We start from the raw sequence: 21962 nt of genomic DNA on the forward strand, positions 1-21962 counted from the left end.
TTACATCCCTAAAAAGAGGAAAAATTCTTTACGTAAGTCTGGTTCTTCCAATCGGTCTGAAATTATGGTTTTAAAAATTGACTCAAGGAAAGCCTTTGACAGGTCGATCGACAGAGCAGAATCTTGAGCTTGGATAGCTGCCTCTAATCTCTCTTTCTGCTCAATAAGATGAATAGCAGAATCTGTCCCCGCTATCGCTTTTGTACTCAGGCTGAGGCGAAATGCATTTTGTGTCATGAATTCACCTCGAATTCGCCATTAATTAACTTTGGCAATAAATAATCTCGGAGGTCTTCTAACGTGCTGCATTCTTCAGAATTTTTAGTGATTTTGGATAAGTACGAACCGACTATCGTCGAGAAAAAACTTACAACATCAATGTTTGGAATGACTAGTTGTATTCCACGAAACGTCTTTTTACTAATCTCTGCAAAAGTGGTACCTCCGGACATGCTTTTAATTATGTCCATGTTTGAATCAAGCCAATACAACGTAAACTCCGGCGACAGGCATTTTGTATCAGTTATTGCGATATAACCCTGATTTATTGCTGTAGGAATTTTGGTCAAAGCTAGGTAGCCGACAGGTGCGCGAGAGGACATTAGTACCGTTTCCGTAGGTAATAATCCTGATGAGATTTTCTGCAATCCTGCTGAAGTGATTTTACGCTCAGTTGTCAGCAAGATTTTGTCGTTATTACCCGAGAGGTCTTTGGGTGAGGTCCAGTGGATGTCGCCCCCTCCCAAAAATCAGGGTTTGTAGTGCTCGGCGTAGAGCCGCCTTTCACAATAAATACATCACCTACTGTAGTTACTGCCCATGTCTGGGGCACCCACCCCCTCAATCCTAGGGAAGGTTCAGAGCATAACTCAAAAGCTGCAGGGAAGAGCTGGAGAATATTCTCCGGTAGCGGTTTAAAGTCGGCACTTTCGCGCACCGCTTTACGGGCCTCTGCACGGAGCAGCAACTCATTAGGGAACTCTAAATCTTGCTCGAAAAACCCTGCATCCAACGCGTTATCAACCACGGGATCAAAGTCCACAAACCATGATTTAAACAGTGCTTGCGCCATCTGCTCTAGGGTTTGGTTGATTTGGCGATTGAGAATAATTTTGTTGTCGAGGCTATTGTGTAATAGTAATGTTTTTTTTGTATCTTTATATCAGGGAGGTTAACTATAAATTTCTTTAAATCTCTTACTGGCAACTGTGGTTGAGCAGAACCTGATTTCAACATTTCAATTTGTTTTTTTCCATCCGTTGAGTTGAGCAACAGATACAAATACTCAGGAACAAGTCGCTCATCTTTTACACGAATAATAAGAAGTTGAGCATTTATTAGCGGCTGGCTCCATCTATGGTCACTGTAGAATGCAACTTTACCTAATTGGCTCCCTCTGGTTGAGATGATGATATCATTGGGATTTACTCTTCCTTTTTTAATTTCAGAAAATTTCTGATCAGATAGAAAGTTAATTTCACTTAAATCCAATCTTCCATCAACAATATTTTTTGTGTTTAAAAATGGATAATTACCATACTCTAAGAATTCATTCGCTTTAGGGTAACGACTAGATCTATCTCCATCTTCAAAAGTAATATCCAGCTCATAAAGAGCCCAACTAGACCACTTACTCCCCATAACCTAATGCCTCCATATTGGCACGAATCGCCTGATCCAGCGTTGCCGCTTCATCCAACTGTCGATAAAGAGTTTGGGTCAGCTCCTGCATCTTGGTTTCAAAAGCAATCCCGTCATCCTCAATATCAGCAGCTCCGACATAGCGGCCCGGAGTCAGCACAAAGTCATTAGCCTTCATCTCATCAAGCGTCGCAGCTTTGCAGAAACCCGCCTGATCCTGATATTGCTCAACACCAATCTCGTTGGCCTCGATACGGCGCTTGAGTTCGCTCTCGCTGCTGCGCCAAGCGTGGAAGGTATCAGCGATGGTGGCGATATCCTCTTTGGTCAGCTCTTTTTGGGTACGGCTTACCATAGTGCCAAGATTGCGGGCATCGATAAACAAGGTCTCACCGCGACGATCGCGGTAACCATATTGAGGATTTGCTTGTTTATTTTTGCTGATAAACCACAGGCAAACTGGGATCTGGGTGGTGAAGAACAGCTGCCCCGGCAAGGCAATCATGCATTCGATACGGTCATCTTCAATCAGCTTTTGGCGAATCTCTCCTTCACCGCTGGTATTCGAGCTCATCGAGCCATTGGCCAGCACAAAGCCCGCAGCGCCGTCTTCGCTCAGCTTGGAGAGCATGTGCAGGATCCAGGCATAGTTAGCGTTGCCGGTTGGAGGAGTGCGAAAACCCGCAAAGCGTGGATCGTTGGTGAGCTCCGCTTCGTTGCGCCAGTCCTTCAGGTTAAAGGGTGGATTAGCCATGATAAAATCGGCTTTGAGATCTGGGTGTTGATCGGCAAAGAAGGTATCGGCCGGGCGCTCTCCCAGATTGCCGGAGAGTCCGCGCACCGCCAGGTTCATTTTGGCCAGCTTGTAGGTGGTACTGGTCAGCTCCTGGCCGTAAATTGCGATGTCCTTACTCTTACCTTGATGACTCTCAACAAATTTGAGGGACTGCACAAACATCCCGCCAGAGCCACAGCATGGGTCATAAATCTTGCCCTGATAGGGCTCGAGCATTTCAGCAAGCAAGGTCACCACTGCTTTAGGGGTATAGAATTCACCACCGCCTTTACCTTCGCTGGCCGCAAACTTGCCAAGGAAATATTCGTAGACGCGGCCTACTAAATCCTCCTCGGTCAGATCACATTCGTTGGCGAGGGTGTCGATGTTCTCGATGCTATCAATGAGAGAAGCGAGCCTTTTCACCTCTAACCCCTGACGGGAGAAGTAGTTATCAGGCAAGGCACCCGTCAGCGACGCATTGCGTTTCTCTATAGTAGAAAGGGCCGTATCGATAATCACTGCGATGTCATCTTGCTTCGCGCGGGCTTTGACATAAGACCAGCGGGCTTCTGGTGGCAGGAAGAAGACGTTGTCCTGCTGATAGAAGACATCCATATCTACAAAGGCTTCTTGGCCGTTGTCGATTAACTGTTTGCGCTTGGCTTCGAACTTGTCGCTGATAAATTTCAGAAATACCAAGCTCAACACTACGTGCTTGTATTCGGAGGATTCCACGCTGCCACGCAGCTGGTTGGCGGTATCCCAGAGTGTTTCTTCGAAGCCTTTGCCAGCTTTCTTGGTTGGTGATTTAGCCATATGAATGCGTTCTCTTTTTCATTAGAAAAATAATCGAAGTCCGGGTCTTAATAGGAACGCTCTGACAAGTGGAAAACCCCTTTGAGGTAAACTCTATGTGAGCGTCCGGCAATATATGTGAAGTAGACTTGACAGAGATTATCTCATAAAACCAGTCTGATTTGATTTCGTCCTTGCCATAATGAAGGCAAGTTTGATGCCATCTTCGTGGCTAGAAATATTGATGACTTATGCAACCAGTTCCGCAATAGCTTTTCTCAGTATTCACGGCCGAGGCACTGCATTCCTCAATGCTTGACTTGAATATGCTCTGGCCCCTTAGTACGCACACAGGTGGTAAAGATACAACGTGTTTTAACAGTCTTATCGAATAGGGAAGCGAGGCAATGAGGATTTGATTGTATAGCGTTGGTAGCTGACAGCAGCAATTAATAAACTAAAGAGCATTTAGGTATTTTCAATGGCACCCCTACAGCCCCCCAGAAAACAAAAAGGACTCACGTTGTTAACGTAAGCCCTTGATAAATTTTGGTGGCCCCTGCTGGGTTTGAACCAGCGACCAAGCGATTATGAGTCGCCTGCTCTAACCACTGAGCTAAGGGGCCAGCGGAGCGAGGATTATAAAGTATCTGCTCGGGGCGATCCAGCATTGAACGGTTGGTTGCTGAAATAATCAGCATTTGATGACTGTTTGATTTTTATAGGAAATAATCTGAATAATTACAGAAAAGTCTCGAATCTGGATAAAGGGTTCACTCTTTTACTTCGATATTGATCTGCTCTTGCGGCTTTGCTGTACATAACATTCATAATATTTTGACGCGCGGACTGCATCTGGCCTGTCACACGCGTTTTATTTAATAACCGGCTTTCGCCATAAAATTTGTTTTCAACTTAGCGTTGACGATAACGCGAGGCTGACTGATCACGCGAGAGGAAAGGCAGCATCGCACCGCGAGCACGGTCATATTCATGCCACAAAGCCAACTCTTCCAAGGCAGGAATAGTCACCGCTTCACCGCTGTCGAGGCCCGCGAGCGCTGCATCAACCATCTCATCTACATCCATCAGCATCTCTGCTGGGATCTCGCTAATAGACTTACCTGAACGATCAAAAATTTCGGTACGCGTTGCGCCAGGTAAAACGGCTTGCACCTGAACGCCACTTTCAGCCAGTGCATGCTGCATCGCTCGCGTTAATGTCAGGACATAAGATTTCGAAGCGTTATACGCGCCATTGAAATTTTCATGTACCAGCGACAACACCGAGGCAATGTTAATGATTGTCCCATTCCCACGCGCTTTGAACGATTGTGCCGCAGCATGAGCAAGTCGTGTCAGAGCAATAATATTCAGGGTAAGCATGGTATCAATACGTTCGATATCGGCTTTGATGAACTCGCCATCAACGCTCATACCAGCATTATTCAAAAGCAGGCTAATGTGCGAATGGGTTGTAAGTTCATGTTCTACCCGAGCCAGATCCTCAGAGAGCGTTAAATCGGCTGTTAAGATTTTGACCTGAACGCCGTGCTGCTGAGTCAATGAAGAAGCCAGCGTATCCATACGTGCCTTATCACGTGCGACCAAAATGAGATCATATCCGCGTGCTGCCAGACGTTTCGCGTAAGTCGCGCCGATACCGCTTGATGCGCCCGTGATCAAAGCAAAACCTAAAGGAGATGCGTTCGACATAATCTATTCCTCGTATGATGGTTGTCATAATTTCATTTAATATGACGATCATCATATATGGCGTCAAGCTGGAATATGATGATCATAATAATTACTATGATTGTCATAACGTTTGCACAGCAAAATTGAGAATGATGATATGGAGAAACAAACGCACAAAGCGCGCACGCGCCAGCGCATTCTTGAAGAGGCCGCTCGTGTAATGCGCGAGAAGGGGACGGAAAGCATTGGCGTCGCGTCGTTAATGAAACGTGTGGGATTAACGCATGGCGGTTTTTACGCGCATTTCAGCTCGCGAGATGATTTAGTTCAGGAAGTGATGAAGCAAATGTTTGCGGATTCCGCGCAACGGGTTGAGCCTGTGGCGCAAGATGCACCGCCTGCACAGCGCTTGGTGGCTTTTATCAATTATTACCTTTCGGTTGTTCACCGTAATGCGCCCGCAGAAGGGTGCCCACTGCCCGCTTTGGTGAGTGAAGTGGCGCATCTTCCAGAGGAAGCACGGCAAATATTTTCCCAGGGAATGCATTCTGTTCATGAGCGACTGGCGAAGCCGTTGCGGGAAATGGGGCACGATCAGCCCGAAGCATTGGCATCCAGCATGTTAGCGGAAATGGTCGGTGCACTGGCATTAGCGCGAGCCTGTCCCGATGATCAGCTCGCTGATGAAATGCTGGCGCGCAGTCGTTACGCCTTAATGACCCGTGCTGGGCTGGAGTCTTAATGAGCGAGCACACCATCACCGATATTATTGCGCCTGGCTTAAACGTACTCTTCTGCGGCATTAATCCGGGCTATTCCACCGCGCATAAAGGGTTTCATTTTGCGCATCCGGGTAATCGATTTTGGAAGGTTATCTATCTGGCGGGCTTCACGCAGCAACAGCTCAAGCCTGAGGAAGAGCAGCGCTTACTTGATACAGGATGTGGCATCACAATGTTAGTTGAGCGCCCGACTGTACAGGCAAGCGAGCTAGCAGTTAATGAGCTACAAGAGGGTGGTGAGCGTTTGATGGCAAAAGTTTTGCAATATCAGCCTGCCGCTTTGGCTATTTTGGGGAAAGATGCGTTTAAGCGCGCGTTTGGAAAAAACAGAGTTGAGTGGGGCGCGCAGCCGATATTTATGGGAAAAACCCAAGTGTGGGTGCTGCCTAATCCAAGCGGGTTAAATCGTGCGTCACTGGAAGAAATGGTTGAAGCATATCAACAGCTTCATCATGCGTTAGAGGCAAAACGGATGAAGAGTGACTGAGCAAAGCACAACGCGACTGATCATCAGCAATGTATCGGCAGGGAAGGGAGCCGGAGTGAAAAAGCTGAGTAAAAACGGCGGAGAAGGTACGCTGAAATAAAAAACCCCGGCGAACCGGGGTTTAGCTGACTTAGTCGTCGAGGAAGCTACGCAGCACTTCCGAGCGGCTCGGATGGCGCAATTTACGCAATGCTTTGGCTTCAATCTGACGAATACGCTCACGCGTAACGTCGAACTGTTTGCCCACTTCTTCTAAGGTATGGTCAGTGTTCATATCAATACCGAAACGCATACGCAGAACTTTGGCTTCACGTGCAGTCAGGCCAGCCAACACATCGTGAGTGGCATTACGCAGGCTTTCTGAGGTAGCAGAATCCAGCGGCAGCTCTAACGTGGTGTCCTCGATAAAATCGCCCAAATGTGAATCTTCATCATCACCAATTGGCGTCTCCATTGAGATCGGCTCTTTAGCGATTTTCAACACTTTGCGAATTTTATCTTCTGGCATCAGCATGCGTTCAGCCAGTTCTTCTGGCGTCGGCTCGCGGCCCATCTCTTGCAGCATCTGACGCGAAATACGGTTGAGCTTGTTGATTGTCTCAATCATATGCACCGGAATACGGATGGTACGCGCCTGGTCAGCGATAGAACGGGTAATTGCCTGACGAATCCACCATGTGGCGTAAGTAGAGAACTTATAACCACGGCGATATTCGAACTTATCAACCGCTTTCATCAGGCCGATGTTACCTTCCTGAATCAAATCAAGGAACTGCAGACCGCGGTTGGTGTATTTTTTGGCGATTGAGATCACCAGACGCAAGTTGGCTTCCACCATTTCTTTCTTCGCGCGACGCGCTTTGGCTTCACCAATCGACATGCGACGGTTGATATCTTTCACTTGCTCAATGGTCAGGCCGGTCTCTTCTTCAATCTGAGCCAGTTTTTGCAGGGAACGCATAACGTCATCCTGCACTTCAAGCAGCTTTTCAGACCACGGCTTGTTCATTGCCAGCGCAGCTTTGAACCAGCTTTCATTGGTTTCGTTGCCGGTGAACAGCGTGATGAAGTTTTTCTTCGGCATTTTGCACAGTTCAATACACAGCTTCATGATCAAACGTTCCTGAGTACGGACACGTTCCATCATTACGCGCATGCTGTTTACCAGGTAATCGAACTGCTTCGGCACCAGGCGGAACTGTTTAAATACGTCAGAGAGATTCTGAATTTCAGCAACGGCATCAGCATGGCTGCGGCCCTTGCTTTTGATAACGGTGCGCGTGGTTTCATACTGCGTACGCAGGTCAGAAAACTTCTCACGTGCCAGCTCTGGATCGATTGAGTTATCGTCATCAGCACTGTCGTCATCTTCTTCGTCATCTTCTTCTTCATCGTTACGATCTGCTTCAGAAAGTTCAGAACCGACATGCGTTGCAGTCGGTGCGATATCTTCTTCAGCATTCGGATCGACGAAACCGGTAATCAGATCAGACAAGCGTGATTCGCCTGCTTCAACTTTATCGTACTGATCCAGCAGATAAGTAATCGCTTCCGGGTATTCAGCAACAGAGCATTGAACCTGGTTGATACCGTCTTCAATACGCTTAGCGATGTCGATTTCGCCTTCACGCGTCAGAAGTTCAACGGTACCCATTTCACGCATATACATGCGAACCGGGTCAGTGGTGCGGCCAATTTCAGATTCAACGCTGGATAATACCTGAGCGGCCGCTTCTGCAGCATCTTCATCAGTATCGGAGCTGTTTTCGTTCAGCATCAGATCGTCAGCATCCGGGGCTTCTTCAACCACCTGAATGCCCATGTCGTTAATCATCTGGATGATGTCTTCGATCTGATCGGAGTCGACGATATCTTCCGGCAGATGGTCATTGACCTCAGCATAGGTCAGATAGCCTTGCTCCTTACCACGGGTGACAAGAAGCTTGAGCTGTGACTGCGGGTTTTGCTCCATAAGACGGTATCCACACTTCTGTTAATTAGATTGGTGTCGGTCGGCAGCGAGCCAACAATAGCAGTGAAGGCATTATATTCTTGCCGCTACCCTCGTCGCGGCGTGGGCTACGCCCATCAGTAATCGGCACTTAAGCCGCAAATCTTGCTGTCCGAGATGGCCTTCATAACCCTTTGCAACGCGGCAAACGGGCGGCAGTAATGATTTCTCTGGAACAATGTTAATTAGGCTTGGCTTTTATGCCGACGTCTTCAAATTGACGAGACGCGCCTTTAAAACTGATTAGCCTGCTTTACTGCCATTTCTGGCGTCTTCAACTTCAGGCCCAATGAAACTGTTATTTCTTTGCAAGAGCCTGGCTCAAAGCCCAGAACTCACGGCGTTCTTCAGCGCTTAATCCCTGTGTACGATCGCGTGCGATGAGCGCTTCAAGCCGCTGTTCAAGCGCGGAGTCGTAAACACTGGCCAGCGAGTCCTGAAACACCTCTTCAGCTTCCTCATCCACTATCATGTGGTTCCAGATTGCCAGGGTTTCAAGAGTCTGACTAAAATTTGTTCCGCGATATAACTCTAGTAGCTGGCCAGTGGTCAAGCCAGGATTCTCGTTACAACGGTTGATTAAGTCGACAAACAGCGGCAAACCGGCCATTTTCGATTCAGCAAGCCCGTCAAGCGACGGCACCATCGTGGCCAGTTGCGGATTCTGTATCAATAAGGCAACCAACACGCGCATGGTCGTTCGCTTAAGCGGCGGCGCAATCGGCGCCGCTCCGCTTGTAGCCAGCTTGGGCATCAACTTTTCAAGCTGATTGTCATCCAAAATGCCGAGCTTATTTCCCAGTTCCTGACGCATATAAATACGCAAGGTTTCACCTGGGATTTGTGAAATCAAAGGTAGTGCTAACGTGCTCAAGCGCGTTTTGCCATCACGTGAACTGAGATCGACCTGCGGCAGCAAAGAATCAAATAAGAAAGAGGAGAGCGGTATTGCCTGCTCCATACGCGCTTCGAACGCCTCTTTCCCTTCTTTGCGTATCAGCGTGTCTGGATCTTCGCCATCCGGCAAAAACATAAAGCGTAGCTGACGACCATCATTCATGTAAGGTAATGCGGTCTCGAGGGCACGCCATGCGGCTTCGCGACCCGCGCGATCGCCGTCATAACAACAGATGACATTATCAGTGCTGCGAAACAGCAATTGAATATGTTCGGCTGTGGTTGACGTACCGAGCGACGCTACAGCGTAATCAACGCCAAACTGCGCAAGCGCGACCACATCCATGTAACCTTCAACCACTAAAAGTCGTTTTGGTTCAGGATGATTTTTTAGTGCTTCATACAGGCCATAAAGCTGGCGGCCTTTATGAAAAATGGGTGTTTCTGGCGAATTTAAATATTTGGGCGTGTCGTTACCCAATACGCGTCCACCAAAACCAATGACACGGCCTCGCTTGTCGCGAATTGGAAACATGACGCGCTCGCGAAAGCGGTCATAGGTGCGGCCCTTATCATTGGTCACTAACATGCCGGCTTCCATTAATGATTCACGATCGTCCGGCTGCTTACCAAAACGTTTGAGAACATTGTCCCAACCGGCGGGAGCATAACCAATCGCGAAATGATTAATGATGTCGGCGCTCAGGCCGCGGCGGTCAAGATAGTCGCGTGCGGGCTGGGCATTGGATTGCTGCAGGCCTTGCTGATAGAAACCATTCAGATTATCCATCAACTGATAAAGGCTTTGTCGCTGATGACGTTCCATCGGCGTTGGCCCGCTGCCTGCTTCATAAGGCACTTCTAAACCGTGGGAAGTGGCTAACTCTTCAATACTTTCAACGAACTCAAGACGATCATAGTTCATTAAAAAATCGATAGCGTTGCCGTGGGCACCACAGCCAAAACAGTGATAAAACTGTTTCTCACCGTTTACGGTAAAAGAGGGCGTTTTCTCGTTATGGAAAGGACAGCATGCGTGGAAATTCTTACCCTGCTTTTTCAGCTTAACGCGGGCATCGATAAGATCCACGATGTCCGTGCGGGCAAGCAAATCATTAATAAATACGCGTGGAATTCGTCCAGCCATACGCCCCAAATTTTTAGCTCATAAACGGCAACAAGCCGCGCTTCCTTTCGGAAAGCACGGCCTTTTACTTGACTCTGTCTGCGTATATTACGCAATGGAGGCGAACCTCCAGAAGAACTTAGTACAGACGAGTGCGGCGTGCGTTTTCGCGAGCCAGTTTCTTGGCGTGACGCTTAACTGCAGACGCTTTAGCGCGCTTACGTTCGGTAGTCGGTTTTTCATAGAACTCACGACGACGAACTTCAGCCAGAACGCCTGCTTTCTCGCAAGAACGTTTAAAGCGACGCAGTGCTACGTCGAACGGCTCGTTTTCACGTACTTTAATTACCGGCATGTAACCTCTTACCTCAATAATATTCGGTTTTGCTGCTGACTGCGGCGCCAGCACATTTCAAAATGGTGCAGCATTTTACTCCAACTCAAGTTGGTTTGTAAAGCGCCATGTATAATTTGAAACCAACAGGAGCGATTACCTGTGCGGCTGCCGGTTTTTTCAGGGGCGGAAGTATAGCGCACTCTTTAGGCGGCAGAAAATCACTTTTTGCAGGGTTTGGCACCTCTGTCTGCACATTTGCTGTGCTAAACTGCGCGCCGCAAGAAAGAGGTGATGCAATGCGAATTTTGGGTATTGAAACGTCATGCGATGAAACCGGCATCGCAATCTACGATGATCAGGCCGGTCTGCTGGCTAATCAACTTTATAGTCAGGTAAAACTGCACGCCGATTACGGCGGCGTCGTGCCTGAACTGGCGTCACGCGATCACGTGCGCAAAACCATTCCACTGATTCAGGCCGCGTTGAAACAGGCAAATTTACAGCCGCAGCAGATTGATGCAGTAGCGTATACGGCGGGTCCAGGTTTGGTCGGCGCGCTGCTTGTAGGGGCAACCATTGGCCGTGCGTTGGCCTTTGCCTGGAAAGTGCCGGCTGTACCTGTTCACCATATGGAAGGACATTTGCTGGCGCCGATGTTAGAGGACAATCCTCCCTCCTTTCCGTTTGTCGCGTTATTGGTTTCTGGTGGGCATACACAACTGATCAGCGTAACCGGCATCGGTGAGTATGAACTGTTGGGTGAATCGATTGATGATGCTGCCGGTGAAGCGTTTGATAAAACCGCTAAGCTGTTAGGACTCGATTATCCGGGCGGACCAATGCTGTCAAAAATGGCGCAACAAGGTACGGCAGGCCGCTTTAAATTTCCCCGTCCGATGACCGATCGTCCGGGGCTGGATTTTAGTTTCTCTGGCTTGAAAACCTTTGCCGCGAACACGATTCGCGGTAACGATGACGATGATCAAACGCGAGCCGATATCGCACGCGCGTTTGAAGATGCGGTAGTGGATACGCTCTCGATCAAGTGCAAGCGCGCGTTAGATCAAACCGGCTTTAAGCGTTTGGTCATTGCAGGTGGCGTCAGTGCGAACAGCACGTTGCGTGAGCAGATGGCTAAAATGATGCAGGCGCGCGGTGGAGAAGTTTTTACGCTCGTCCTGAATTCTGCACCGACAACGGCGCAATGATTGCCTACGCGGGCATGGTGCGCTTAAAAGGCGGAACCCGCGGTGGGCTAGGCGTAAGTGTTCGTCCTCGCTGGCCGCTAGCGGAATTACCCGCCATTTGACGTAAAAAAAGCCGGCTAGCCGGCTTTTTTATTCTTCGCGCTTTTTCTTACGCTTCCAGATTTTTGTTTCTTGTCCGCGCCACAGGCGCTGGATGTTGTCGTGATGGCGCAACAGAATAAGACAAGAAAGCATCGAAACCGGGAACGTAAACTGCGGTTTAAACCACCATACGTAAAATGGCGCAATCAGTGCACTGATGATCGCACCCAACGATGAGTAGCCGCTTAATAACACGGTCAGCAACCAGGTTCCCGTCATCAATCCCGTCAGATCCCAGCCAATCGGCGCAATCGCGCCTAATGCTGTTGCTACGCCTTTACCGCCGCGAAAACGGAAAAACACCGGATAGATGTGACCCAGACAAGCAGCAATTGCTGTTAAGCCAAGATAGAGCGGCGATACGTGCAACACATAAGCGAGCCAGACGGGCACCATGCCTTTCAATACGTCGAAAATCAGAACGCAGATCGCTGCCGCTTTGCCGCCCACGCGTAACACATTAGTCGCACCAGGGTTTCCTGAGCCGTGAGCGCGAGGATCGGGCAGGCCAGCGAGTTTGCAAACCAGGATCGCACTGGAAATCGAACCGCAAAGATACGCGAAAATAATCATACCAAGCGCGATAGCACTCATAACACAGTACCGTTTCCTTTAGGGTCGTTTTGTTCTCTTTAACCATGGATAATACGCATAATCCGCCGGAAGTGGTATCCGGCTTAGCCAAAAACAGAGACTGACATCATGGATATCGTATTTATAGAACAACTCACGGTGTTCACCACCATTGGCGTTTACGACTGGGAGCAAGGTATTCAACAGAAGCTGGTGCTCGATGTCGAAATGGCTTGGGATAACCGTTTAGCCGCGAGCAGCGACGATGTGAAGGATTGCCTGAGCTACGCTGACGTCTCCGAAGCCATCCTGGCCCACTTAAACGGCAGCCGTTTTGCGCTTGTTGAGCGCGTAGCTGAAGAAATCGCGGATCTGTTGATGAACCGTTTCAATTCGCCGGGAGTACGCATAAAGGTAGCAAAACCGGGGCTGTAGCCCAGGCAGCGCAGGTTGGCGTTCGAATTGAGCGCGGGACTATTCCTAAATAAACTCGATGTGATTGCCATCACAATGAAACCAAACCAAATTACTGTTTGTCATAGCAAGTGCCGTTTCGTTGCTTAACGCGAATTAGCCCAAAAACGTAAGGTTTTATTCAGGCGAATGCAGGCAGAATTTCAGGCGATAGCCCTCGCGCTACCGCCTTTTTAATGGTTTTAACACGGATAGAGGGAAAATTTGATGGCAGATATTCATCAGCTTTGGGTAGCTGCAATCCTGGGCATTGTCGAAGGGTTAACCGAGTTTTTACCGGTCTCTTCAACAGGGCACATGATTATAGTTGGCCACCTGCTGGGCTTTGAAGGGCAAAAGGCTGAAACGTTTGAAGTTGTGATTCAGCTGGGTTCGATTCTGGCGGTAGTGGTGATGTTCTGGCGCCGCCTGTTTGGTTTAATTGGTATTCGCTTCGGTGAAGTGAAACATGAGGGCATCGGCAGCGGACATTTAACGCTGATCCACATTCTGCTGGGCATGGTGCCAGCCGTGGTGGTTGGGCTGGCATTTCATGATCAAATCAAAACGCTGTTTAACCCGATAAACGTGATGTATGCGTTAGTGGTAGGGGGCGTGCTGTTGCTGGCGGCGGAGTTTTTCAAACCTAAGCAGCCTAAAGCGGTTGGTATTGACGATATCACTTATCGTCAGGCGTTTATGATCGGTTGCTTCCAGTGTCTGGCGCTGTGGCCGGGTTTCTCGCGTTCAGGTGCGACTATTTCTGGCGGCATGCTCATGGGCGTGAGCCGCTATGCGGCATCAGAATTTTCATTCATCCTAGCGGTGCCGATGATGATTGGCGCAACGGGATTAGACCTCTACAAGAGCATCGGTTTCCTGACCATGGAAGATTTCCCGATGTTTGCGGTGGGTTTCATTACTGCGTTTGTCGTCGCGATGATCGCCATCAAAGTCTTCCTTGAGCTCATCAAGCGAATCTCTTTCGTTTCGTTTGCTATCTACCGCTTCATCCTTGCAGCGGTGGTTTACACCATCTTTATGTAAACCGTTTCGCGGCCAGTCATGCTGGCCGCGAAGTCGTAATACCCTCAGCGACGGCAGCAATACGTCGTCGCGTGAGCTCCTCCCGCACTTCAATTCCTTTAAATCCAGCCTCAACCACTGCCTTGGTGGGCACAGCTTGTGCCACTGCAAAAGCGCGGCGTAAATAGTCGCCTTGCGGATAAGGCATGCTTTCTAAACCTGCACGTCCACGCGCATCCGCTTCACTGGTCAGCGCCATCTGTTCAACACGTTGGGGTTTACGCCAGGCATCAATGCGATCAAACAACGCCACTAACGACTCTGCAGATTGGCGCTCAATAGTATGCACCACGTCATGAAACTCAGTGACGACCAAGGCTAAATCTCGAATGGCGTTTGGTACGCGCAGGCGCTGACACAATGCTTCAACCAAGGGAACTCCTGCCGGGCCATGTCCATGATGGCTTGGCCACTTTTCGGGCGGCGTCAGGGCCTTGCCAATATCATGAAACAGCGTGGCAAAACGCACGTCCAATGAATCAGATAAAGCCGCTGCCATAGCCAGTGTCATCAAGGTGTGAACGCCAGTATCAATTTCTGGATGCCATTTTGCCGGAGCCGGAATACCAAAAAGATTATCGATTTCCGGGAACAACACCTTGAGTGCACCGCAATCACGTAAGACCTGAAAGTAAACCTGAGGATTACGCGTCGTCAGGGCTTTCTCAGTCTCTTTCCAGACACGTTCAGCGGTGAGATCAGCAAGTTCTCCGCTTTCCACCATCGCCCGCATTAGCGCTTGGGTTTCATCGGCAATGCGGAAATTAAGGTGTGCGAAGCGGGCTGCGAATCGCGCAACACGCAACACGCGCAGCGGGTCTTCATTAAAAGCCATGGAAACGTGGCGCAGCAGGCGCTCAGCAATGTCGCGTTGGCCATGATAGGGATCGAACAGGCGACCTTCTTCGTCGCGGGCAATGGCGTTAATGGTCAGATCGCGACGCTGCAGATCTTGCTCCAGCGTTACATCTGGTGCCGACCACGTTACAAACCCGGTATAGCCTGTGCCGTTTTTGCGCTCGGTACGTGCTAACGCATACTCTTCCCGGCTTTTAGGATGGAGGAAAACCGGGAAGTCGCGCCCAACTTGTTGATAGCCTTTCTCAAGCATGGCTTCTGGCGTGGCACCAACAACGACCCAATCTTTGTCTTTAACCGGCAGATTCAAGAGCGCATCACGTACTGCGCCACCTACAAGAAACGTCTTCACTCAACAACTCCAGAGATAAATAAGTGACTTACGCACCTGCGGCTTCCTGCTCCTGAATTCAGGTGTGCATGTTGTTTTATTGTTGCACACATTTGCCAGATTGCAGGCATGCGAAAAAGGGCATCTGGCGATCCCCTCTTATAAACAAACAGATACGCGTTAGTTCATCCAGCGATCTTTTTCTTCCGGCTTGGGATCATGTGTGGCAATAACAAGCCCAACAGCAGACCAACACCGAGTACGCCGCCACCATACATAAACCACTGCATAATGATGGTGCGCTGTTTGTCATCCAACTGCACGTTAGCGGCGCTGACTTTCTTCTGGGCGACAATCAGCTCGTTTTTCAGCTTCTGATTATCATTTTGCAGACCGGTAATGACGCTGTCGCTGTTAGCGACTTTGTTCTGCATTTCAGAGGTGCGTTGATTCCAGCTGTTATCGATGTTATCCAGCTTGGCGGTAAGATCTTTAACCTGCTGCTCTAACTGCGGCACGCGTGTACGCAGGCTTGGACTGGCGCTCAACTGTGACAACGGAATCCACGTAGTGCGGCCTTCTGAATCACGGATCTGGCCGTAATTCGTGTCGTTGTTGGTTTGCACCAACTGCACTTCTTCACCTGCGTTCAGCTTACCAAGCAGGCGAAACTGATCGCCTGGTCCGCTGCGAACCCAGGTAGACAATTCATCAGAAACGTAACGTTTTTCTTCGGCGTGGGCAGGTGCGAGAGTGCTGAGAGCCAGCAAAGTAATTCCAGCGAGTGTGATTTTTTTCATTAGATTTCGTATTTGCTTGATGACTAAAAATTTACCGGCACAGTCTGGAGAGGCTTCGCATAAATCTGAATGAGAACTATCCTGGTCTCAATTACCTGCGAAAAGGGCTGCGAAAGCACAAAGAAAGCAGAGACAGCCCGGCTTCTGTGCATTAATCTTCGCCTGATAACCCCTTTAGCTTTCAAGCTGCAACTGCATTAATTCGCTGATTGCGGCCTGGAATATGCGAGGGAAAACCTCTTAAGTGCCAGCGGCGTATTGAATAAAAAATTATGACCATTGAAATCGAACTAAAGTTCATTGCGACATCACAGGCTGCCGAGAAATTGGCAGACGCACTCGTGGCGTGGCCGCATCAGTATCAGGCTGCGCGTGAGTTAACCAATATCTATTTTGAAACCGACGACAATCAGTTGCGTCGTTGGGATATGGGTTTGCGCATTCGTGGTGTCGATCAACGCTATGAAATGACGCTAAAAGGCGGCGGCAAAACGCTGGGTGGTTTACACCAGCGCCAGGAATATAACGTAGATCTGGTTGAGCCGAAACTCGATATCACTCAATTACCTGTTGAAATCTGGCCGAAAGAAACCGACATAGCTGACTTGCAGCAGCGTTTGCAGCCACTGTTTACTACGCATTTCCAACGCGAAATTTGGTTGGTGACCTTCGGCGGCAGTGAAATCGAAGTCGCATTTGATCGGGGTGAGGTTGCCACAGAGTCTTTCAGCGAGCCGCTGTTTGAAGTCGAGCTGGAACTCAAACAGGGCGAGCGTAGCGACATGCTGGCTTTCGCTCAACAGCTGATCGCAGTCAGCGGGCTTCGATTGGGCAGCCTGAGTAAAGCTGCACGAGGCTATCAACTGGCGCAGGGCAACCTGCCACGTCCCGTTCGTGCTTTCCCCGTGTTAAAAACCGATGCAAAAGTCACGGTTGAAGAGGGCATGATTGCCGCGCTGTCAGCGGGACTAAACCATTGGCAATACCATGAAGAAGTTTGGTTACGGGGTAATGGCTCTGCGCAAGATGCCGTGCGCGAAGCGCTGGAAGTTTTACGTCAGGCGTTTGCTTTATTCGGCGCTTTAGTGCCACGTAAAGCCAGCAGTGAGCTGCGTCAAAAGCTAACAACGTTAGAAGAGACCTTAGCGAATGAAGAGGTCGACGCGCAGGATTTTTGCTTCTCTCCACTCTCTGTTGAAACACAGTTAGCACTCACTCGCTGGTTGGTTGAATCGCACTGGCAACAATGGATTGATGAAAAAGGAAAGACCAAGCTTCAGGCTTCCTTCAAACGTTTCAGCGATATTATGTTAGCCCGCATCAATGCCGATCTTAAAGAGACGTTTAGCGCGGTCAAGCAGCCCAATGAGTACCATGACAAAGCGACACGCCTTGCTCGTCAGCTGCTTGCCGTTCATTTGCTGGCAGGCGCGTATGTGCAGGAAGCCGTGGCGATTTGGCTGGCGCCATGGCAACAGCTGCAACTGGCTATTGAGGCGCATGAGGAAAATGGATTGCCGTGGCTGGCTGGGCAGGCCATCAAGCAACCTGCTTTCTGGAAAAGCAGCGGTCCAGCGCGTTAAGACCGAACACATCATCAGGGAGGGAATATGTTGCCAGAATTACCTGCATTATTACGATCACAAGCTGAAAGTGCCGCAGTGCGATTGGGCGCGCCTTTTGCCTCGTTAAGCGCAGAGCAGGTCGCGGGCCTGGCATTTAGCGATTTCGTGGTGGAAAATCTGCAACAACATCCCGACTGGTGGCAAGAGATCCAGCGAGAGTCGCCGCAAGCGGATGAGTGGCGACATTACGCTAACTGGCTGGCGTTGGAAATGCAGACAGTCGACAGCGAAGCAACATTGATGCGTGTGCTGCGGCTGTTTCGTCGTCGAATGCTGGTTCGCATTGCATGGATGCAGTGCTTGTCTCACGCGAGTACCGAACAAAGCCTGCAACAGCTGAGCGTTTTAGCCGAAGTCCTTATTTGCCGCGCCCGTGATTGGGTGTATCAGGATTGCTGCCAGGATTTTGGCACGCCCTGCAACGCAGAAGGCGATGCCCAGCCGATGCTGATTCTCGGCATGGGTAAGCTTGGTGGAGGAGAACTCAACTTCTCCTCTGACATCGATTTAATCTTTGCCTGGCCAGAAAATGGCGTGACGCGTGGAGGACGGCGGGAGCTTGATAACGCGCAGTTTTTCACGCGCATGGGGCAGAGACTGATTAAAGTATTGGACCAGCCCACGATTGATGGCTTCGTTTATCGGGTTGATATGCGTTTGCGCCCGTTTGGTGATAGCGGCCCGCTGGTGCTCAGTTTTGCCGCACTGGAAGATTATTACCAGGAGCAAGGCCGAGACTGGGAGCGTTACGCCATGGTCAAAGCGCGCCTGATGGGCGATGAGCAGGATCGCTGGAGCCAGGAACTGCAACAAATGCTGCGACCTTTTGTCTATCGTCGTTACATCGACTTTAGCGTGATCCAGTCGCTGCGTAATATGAAAAGCATGATTGCGCGTGAAGTACGTCGACGCGGCCTGAAAAACAATATCAAGCTGGGTGCGGGTGGCATTCGTGAAACCGAATTTATTGTTCAGGTCTTTCAGCTGATTCGTGGTGGACGTGAGCGTTCACTTCAACTGCGTGCCCTCATGCCAACGTTGGCGGCGATTGGCGAGCTGGCGCTGTTACCCGCTGAGCAAATTGACGCATTACGTAATGCTTATCTGTTTCTACGTCGGCTGGAAAACCTACTGCAAAGTCTGGGCGATCAACAAACCCAAACCTTACCTGACGATGAACTCAATCGCGCGCGACTAGCATGGGCGATGAATACCGATGGCTGGCTGGCGTTAATGGCGCAAATGGAGACGCACATGTCATCCGTGCGCGCTATTTTCGATGAGTTGATCGGTGAAGATACGCCCGACATTGACGACCAGCGCGAACTGGCTGAATTCATCGGGCTGTGGCAGGACAAGCTGGACGAGGATGATCTGGTGCCGTTAATGCCGCAACTCAATGAAGAGCAGCGTCGTTCGCTGCATCAAACGCTGGAGGCGTTCCGTCAGGATATTAATCGGCGCACTATTGGGCCGCGTGGGCGCCAGGCGCTGGATCAGCTCATGCCGCGCTTGCTCAGTGAAATCTGCCTGCGAACAGATGCTGCGGTGACGTTTAGCCGTTTGACACCTTTATTACTCGGCGTCATTACGCGCAGTACCTACCTTGAGTTGCTAACCGAATACCACGGTGCGCTGCGTCATCTCATTCGCCTCTGTGCCGCTTCACCGATGGTCGCCAGCCAACTGGCGCGCCATCCTTTACTGCTGGATGAGTTACTTGATCCCGCTACGCTGTATCAACCGACTGCCACCGATGCGTATCGTGATGAATTACGCCAATACCTGATGCGTATTCCTACCGATGACGAAGAGCAACAGCTTGAAGCGCTACGCCAATTTAAGCAGGCCCAGCTTTTGCGTATTGCAGCAGCGGATATTGCTGAAACCTTGCCGGTAATGAAAGTCAGCGATCACTTAACCTGGCTGGCAGAAGCGATTATAGAATCCGTGGTGCAGCAAGCGTGGAACATGATGCTGCACCGCTATGGCCGACCTTCACACCTTAAAGATGAAAATGAGCGTGGTTTTGCGGTATTAGGCTACGGCAAATTAGGCGGTTGGGAACTGGGTTACAGCTCTGATCTTGATTTAGTGTTCCTGCACGATTGCCCGCTGAATGCAGTCACTGAGGGTGAACGCAGTATTGATGGCCGCCAGTTTTACCTGCGGCTGGCGCAGCGGGTGATGCATTTGTTTAGCACCCGTACCTCTTCCGGCATTCTCTATGAGGTTGATGCCCGCCTGCGGCCTTCGGGTGCAGCAGGCATGTTAGTCAGTACTTTCGACGCCTTTGCTGAGTATCAGCATCAAGAAGCCTGGACATGGGAACATCAGGCGCTGGTGCGGGCTCGCGTAGTGTTTGGAGAACCCGTATTAGGGGAGCGTTTTAGCGAAATTCGTCGCGGTATTTTATGTTTGTCGCGTGAGGCGGGTGGCCTGCAAACTGAAGTGCGGGAGATGCGTGAGAAAATGCGTACCCATCTCAGTAACAAGCATAAAGGTCGTTGGGACATCAAAGCCGACGAAGGCGGCATAACCGACATTGAATTCATCGCGCAATATCTTGTCCTACGCTACGCCACACAACAACCAGTGCTGACGCGCTGGTCAGATAATGTGCGAATTTTCGAGCTGATGGCGAAGCACCACATCATGCAGGAAGATGAGGCGCTCGCGTTGACGCAGGCTTACGTCGCGTTGCGTGATGCATTGCATCATCTTGCCTTACAGGAGCTTCCTGGCCATGTTGAGCCAGAAGCATTTGAAGTCGAACGGCAAACGGTGAAAGAGAGCTGGCAGCGTTGGCTGGTTTCACCGGTTTCTCTCTAAGCGCCGGCTAATAGCACATTTCGCAACTGTGATATTATCCGCGCACTATTTTTACAGCAGTCTGGAGTGTCTGGAATGAAAGTGACTCTGCCCGCGTTTGGTCAAGCCTCGGTGCTGGTCGTCGGCGATGTGATGTTAGATCGTTACTGGTATGGCCCAACCAGCCGTATTTCACCTGAAGCGCCGGTACCGGTAGTGAAAGTGGACACGGTTGAAGAGCGTCCTGGCGGCGCGGCGAACGTAGCAATGAACATTGCTGCACTTGGCGCAGCATCACGTTTGATCGGTTTGACGGGCGAGGACGATGCGGCACGAGTACTGAGTAGCACGCTGAAAGACGTCAATGTTAACTGTGATTTCGTGGCAATAAAAAGTCATCCTACCATCACTAAACTGCGCGTGCTTTCTCGTAATCAACAGCTTATCCGCCTTGATTTTGAAGAAGGATTTGAGCAGGTCGATCCAGAGCCTATTCATCAGCGTATGCGTCAGTCGTTAGCCTCTACCGGTGCGCTGGTGCTTTCTGATTACGCTAAAGGCGCCTTGAGCAGCGTGCAGGCAATGATTAAGTTGGCGCGCGAAGCGAAAGTACCGGTATTAATCGATCCTAAAGGTACTGATTTCGAACGCTATCGCGGTGCGACCTTACTTACCCCTAACTTTTCAGAGTTTGAAGCAGTGGTTGGCAAGTGTAAGAGCGAAGACGAAATCGTCACGCGTGGCATGCAGCTGATTGCAGACTATGACCTGTCGGCATTGCTGGTAACCCGTTCTGAAAATGGCATGACATTGCTTCAGCCGGGCAAAACGCCGCTGCATTTACCGACCCAGGCGCAAGAAGTTTACGACGTTACGGGAGCGGGCGACACGGTAATTGGCGTATTAGCCGCAGCCTTGGCCGCCGGAAACTCACTGGAAGAAGCCTGTTTCCTTGCCAATGCGGCAGCGGGTGTTGTCGTCGGAAAATTAGGCACATCAACGGTTAGCACCGTTGAGCTGGAAAACGCAATCCACGCCCGCCCTGACCAGGGTTTTGGCATCATGAGCGAAGCGCAATTAAAAGTGGCCGTTGAAATGGCACGCAAGCGCGGCGAAAAAGTGGTGATGACCAACGGTGTATTCGACATCCTTCACGCCGGTCACGTTTCTTATCTCGCTAATGCACGTAAGCTGGGTGATCGTTTGATTGTTGCGGTTAACAGCGACGCTTCTACCAAGCGGTTGAAAGGTGAGAGTCGTCCGGTTAATCCACAAGAAAACCGCATGATCGTACTGGGCGCGTTGGAAGCGGTAGATTGGGTAGTGGTGTTTGAAGAAGATACGCCGCAGCGTTTGATCGCCGGTATATTGCCTGATTTGCTGGTAAAAGGCGGCGATTACAAACCTGAAGATATTGCGGGAAGCAAAGAGGTTTGGGCCAACGGCGGTGATGTACGTGTGCTGAACTTTGAAGACGGTATTTCAACGACCAACATTATTAAAACCATTCGTGGCCAGTAAATA

General features: G+C 50.0%; 15 protein-coding genes, 1 tRNA gene and 4 pseudogenes. 8 read left to right on the forward strand and 12 right to left on the reverse strand.

Annotation, left to right across the window (positions count from 1 at the left end; genetic code table 11):
- The 6 genes and pseudogenes from KQP84_RS05785 to KQP84_RS05815 form a co-directional block, all read right to left on the reverse strand.
- A complete protein-coding gene (locus tag KQP84_RS05785) occupies window positions 1–237 on the reverse strand; it encodes a hypothetical protein (RefSeq protein ID WP_215845545.1) in 237 nt (78 codons plus the stop codon).
- Window positions 234–1105 (reverse strand): annotated as a pseudogene (locus tag KQP84_RS26395) (restriction endonuclease subunit S); the annotation flags it as partial. The gene KQP84_RS05785 and the pseudogene KQP84_RS26395, both read right to left, overlap by 4 nt.
- A complete protein-coding gene (locus tag KQP84_RS05800) occupies window positions 1078–1641 on the reverse strand; it encodes a restriction endonuclease subunit S (protein WP_215845547.1) in 564 nt (187 codons plus the stop codon). The pseudogene KQP84_RS26395 and the gene KQP84_RS05800, both read right to left, overlap by 28 nt.
- Window positions 1631–3235 carry a class I SAM-dependent DNA methyltransferase gene (locus KQP84_RS05805; RefSeq protein ID WP_215845548.1) on the reverse strand — a complete coding sequence of 535 codons (1605 nt, stop codon included), beginning with the start codon at window positions 3233–3235 and terminating at the stop codon, window positions 1631–1633. Before KQP84_RS05805 ends, KQP84_RS05800 begins: the two co-directional genes overlap by 11 nt.
- A 529-nt stretch (window positions 3236–3764) precedes the next feature.
- A tRNA-Ile gene (locus tag KQP84_RS05810) sits at window positions 3765–3840 on the reverse strand.
- A 289-nt stretch (window positions 3841–4129) separates the two neighbouring features.
- Window positions 4130–4930 (reverse strand): SDR family NAD(P)-dependent oxidoreductase, encoded by an 801-nt coding sequence (locus tag KQP84_RS05815; RefSeq protein WP_215845549.1) that lies wholly within the window; start codon window positions 4928–4930, stop codon window positions 4130–4132.
- 139 nt (window positions 4931–5069) lie between these two features.
- Here KQP84_RS05815 and KQP84_RS05820 point away from each other — a divergent pair, with 139 nt between their 5' ends.
- Together KQP84_RS05820 and mug are read left to right on the forward strand one after the other, a co-directional pair.
- On the forward strand, window positions 5070–5654 hold the full coding sequence (locus KQP84_RS05820) for a TetR/AcrR family transcriptional regulator (RefSeq protein ID WP_215845550.1): 585 nt from the start codon (window positions 5070–5072) through the stop codon (window positions 5652–5654).
- A complete protein-coding gene (gene mug, locus KQP84_RS05825; protein ID WP_215845551.1) occupies window positions 5654–6181 on the forward strand; it encodes a G/U mismatch-specific DNA glycosylase in 528 nt (175 codons plus the stop codon). The genes KQP84_RS05820 and mug overlap by 1 nt, the downstream gene beginning before the upstream one ends.
- A gap of 130 nt (window positions 6182–6311) precedes the next feature.
- On the opposite strand, the gene rpoD is transcribed toward mug, so the two are convergent.
- The 3 genes from rpoD to rpsU all read right to left on the reverse strand — a co-directional run bounded on the left by rpoD (window position 6312) and on the right by rpsU (window position 10570).
- Window positions 6312–8153 carry an RNA polymerase sigma factor RpoD gene (gene rpoD / locus KQP84_RS05830; RefSeq protein ID WP_215845552.1) on the reverse strand — a complete coding sequence of 614 codons (1842 nt, stop codon included), beginning with the start codon at window positions 8151–8153 and terminating at the stop codon, window positions 6312–6314.
- 337 nt (window positions 8154–8490) lie between these two features.
- A complete protein-coding gene (dnaG, locus tag KQP84_RS05835; RefSeq protein WP_215845553.1) occupies window positions 8491–10236 on the reverse strand; it encodes a DNA primase in 1746 nt (581 codons plus the stop codon).
- A gap of 118 nt (window positions 10237–10354) precedes the next feature.
- Window positions 10355–10570, reverse strand: coding sequence for a 30S ribosomal protein S21 (gene rpsU / locus KQP84_RS05840; protein WP_001144069.1), 216 nt, complete (start codon window positions 10568–10570; stop codon window positions 10355–10357).
- A gap of 278 nt (window positions 10571–10848) precedes the next feature.
- On the opposite strand from rpsU, the pseudogene tsaD reads away from it, so the two are divergent.
- Window positions 10849–11861 (forward strand): annotated as a pseudogene (gene tsaD, locus KQP84_RS05845) (tRNA (adenosine(37)-N6)-threonylcarbamoyltransferase complex transferase subunit TsaD).
- A 28-nt stretch (window positions 11862–11889) separates the two neighbouring features.
- Here tsaD and plsY read toward each other — a convergent pair.
- On the reverse strand, window positions 11890–12495 hold the full coding sequence (plsY, locus tag KQP84_RS05850) for a glycerol-3-phosphate 1-O-acyltransferase PlsY (RefSeq protein WP_215845554.1): 606 nt from the start codon (window positions 12493–12495) through the stop codon (window positions 11890–11892).
- A 108-nt stretch (window positions 12496–12603) separates the two neighbouring features.
- Here plsY and folB point away from each other — a divergent pair.
- Window positions 12604–12962: pseudogene (gene folB, locus KQP84_RS05855) on the forward strand (bifunctional dihydroneopterin aldolase/7,8-dihydroneopterin epimerase).
- Window positions 12963–13155: 193 nt separating this feature from the next.
- Window positions 13156–13974 (forward strand): undecaprenyl-diphosphate phosphatase, encoded by an 819-nt coding sequence (gene bacA / locus KQP84_RS05860; protein WP_215845555.1) that lies wholly within the window; start codon window positions 13156–13158, stop codon window positions 13972–13974.
- A gap of 16 nt (window positions 13975–13990) precedes the next feature.
- On the opposite strand, the gene KQP84_RS05865 is transcribed toward bacA, so the two are convergent.
- Window positions 13991–15223 carry a multifunctional CCA addition/repair protein gene (locus KQP84_RS05865; protein WP_215845556.1) on the reverse strand — a complete coding sequence of 411 codons (1233 nt, stop codon included), beginning with the start codon at window positions 15221–15223 and terminating at the stop codon, window positions 13991–13993.
- 159 nt (window positions 15224–15382) lie between these two features.
- Window positions 15383–16002, reverse strand: a pseudogene (locus tag KQP84_RS05870) (TIGR04211 family SH3 domain-containing protein).
- 272 nt (window positions 16003–16274) lie between these two features.
- Between KQP84_RS05870 and KQP84_RS05875 the strand changes: the two are divergent.
- From KQP84_RS05875 to hldE, 3 genes are all read left to right on the forward strand, one after another.
- Window positions 16275–17585 (forward strand): CYTH domain-containing protein, encoded by a 1311-nt coding sequence (locus KQP84_RS05875; protein ID WP_215845557.1) that lies wholly within the window; start codon window positions 16275–16277, stop codon window positions 17583–17585.
- Between the two features lie 27 nt (window positions 17586–17612).
- A complete protein-coding gene (glnE, locus tag KQP84_RS05880) occupies window positions 17613–20459 on the forward strand; it encodes a bifunctional [glutamate--ammonia ligase]-adenylyl-L-tyrosine phosphorylase/[glutamate--ammonia-ligase] adenylyltransferase (protein WP_215845558.1) in 2847 nt (948 codons plus the stop codon).
- Window positions 20460–20534: 75 nt separating this feature from the next.
- On the forward strand, window positions 20535–21959 hold the full coding sequence (hldE, locus tag KQP84_RS05885) for a bifunctional D-glycero-beta-D-manno-heptose-7-phosphate kinase/D-glycero-beta-D-manno-heptose 1-phosphate adenylyltransferase HldE (protein ID WP_215845559.1): 1425 nt from the start codon (window positions 20535–20537) through the stop codon (window positions 21957–21959).
- Window positions 21960–21962 lie beyond the last annotated feature (3 nt).

The sequence above is a fragment of the Candidatus Pantoea bituminis genome (assembly GCF_018842675.1).
GTDB classification, from domain to species: Bacteria; Pseudomonadota; Gammaproteobacteria; order Enterobacterales; family Enterobacteriaceae; genus Pantoea; species Pantoea phytostimulans.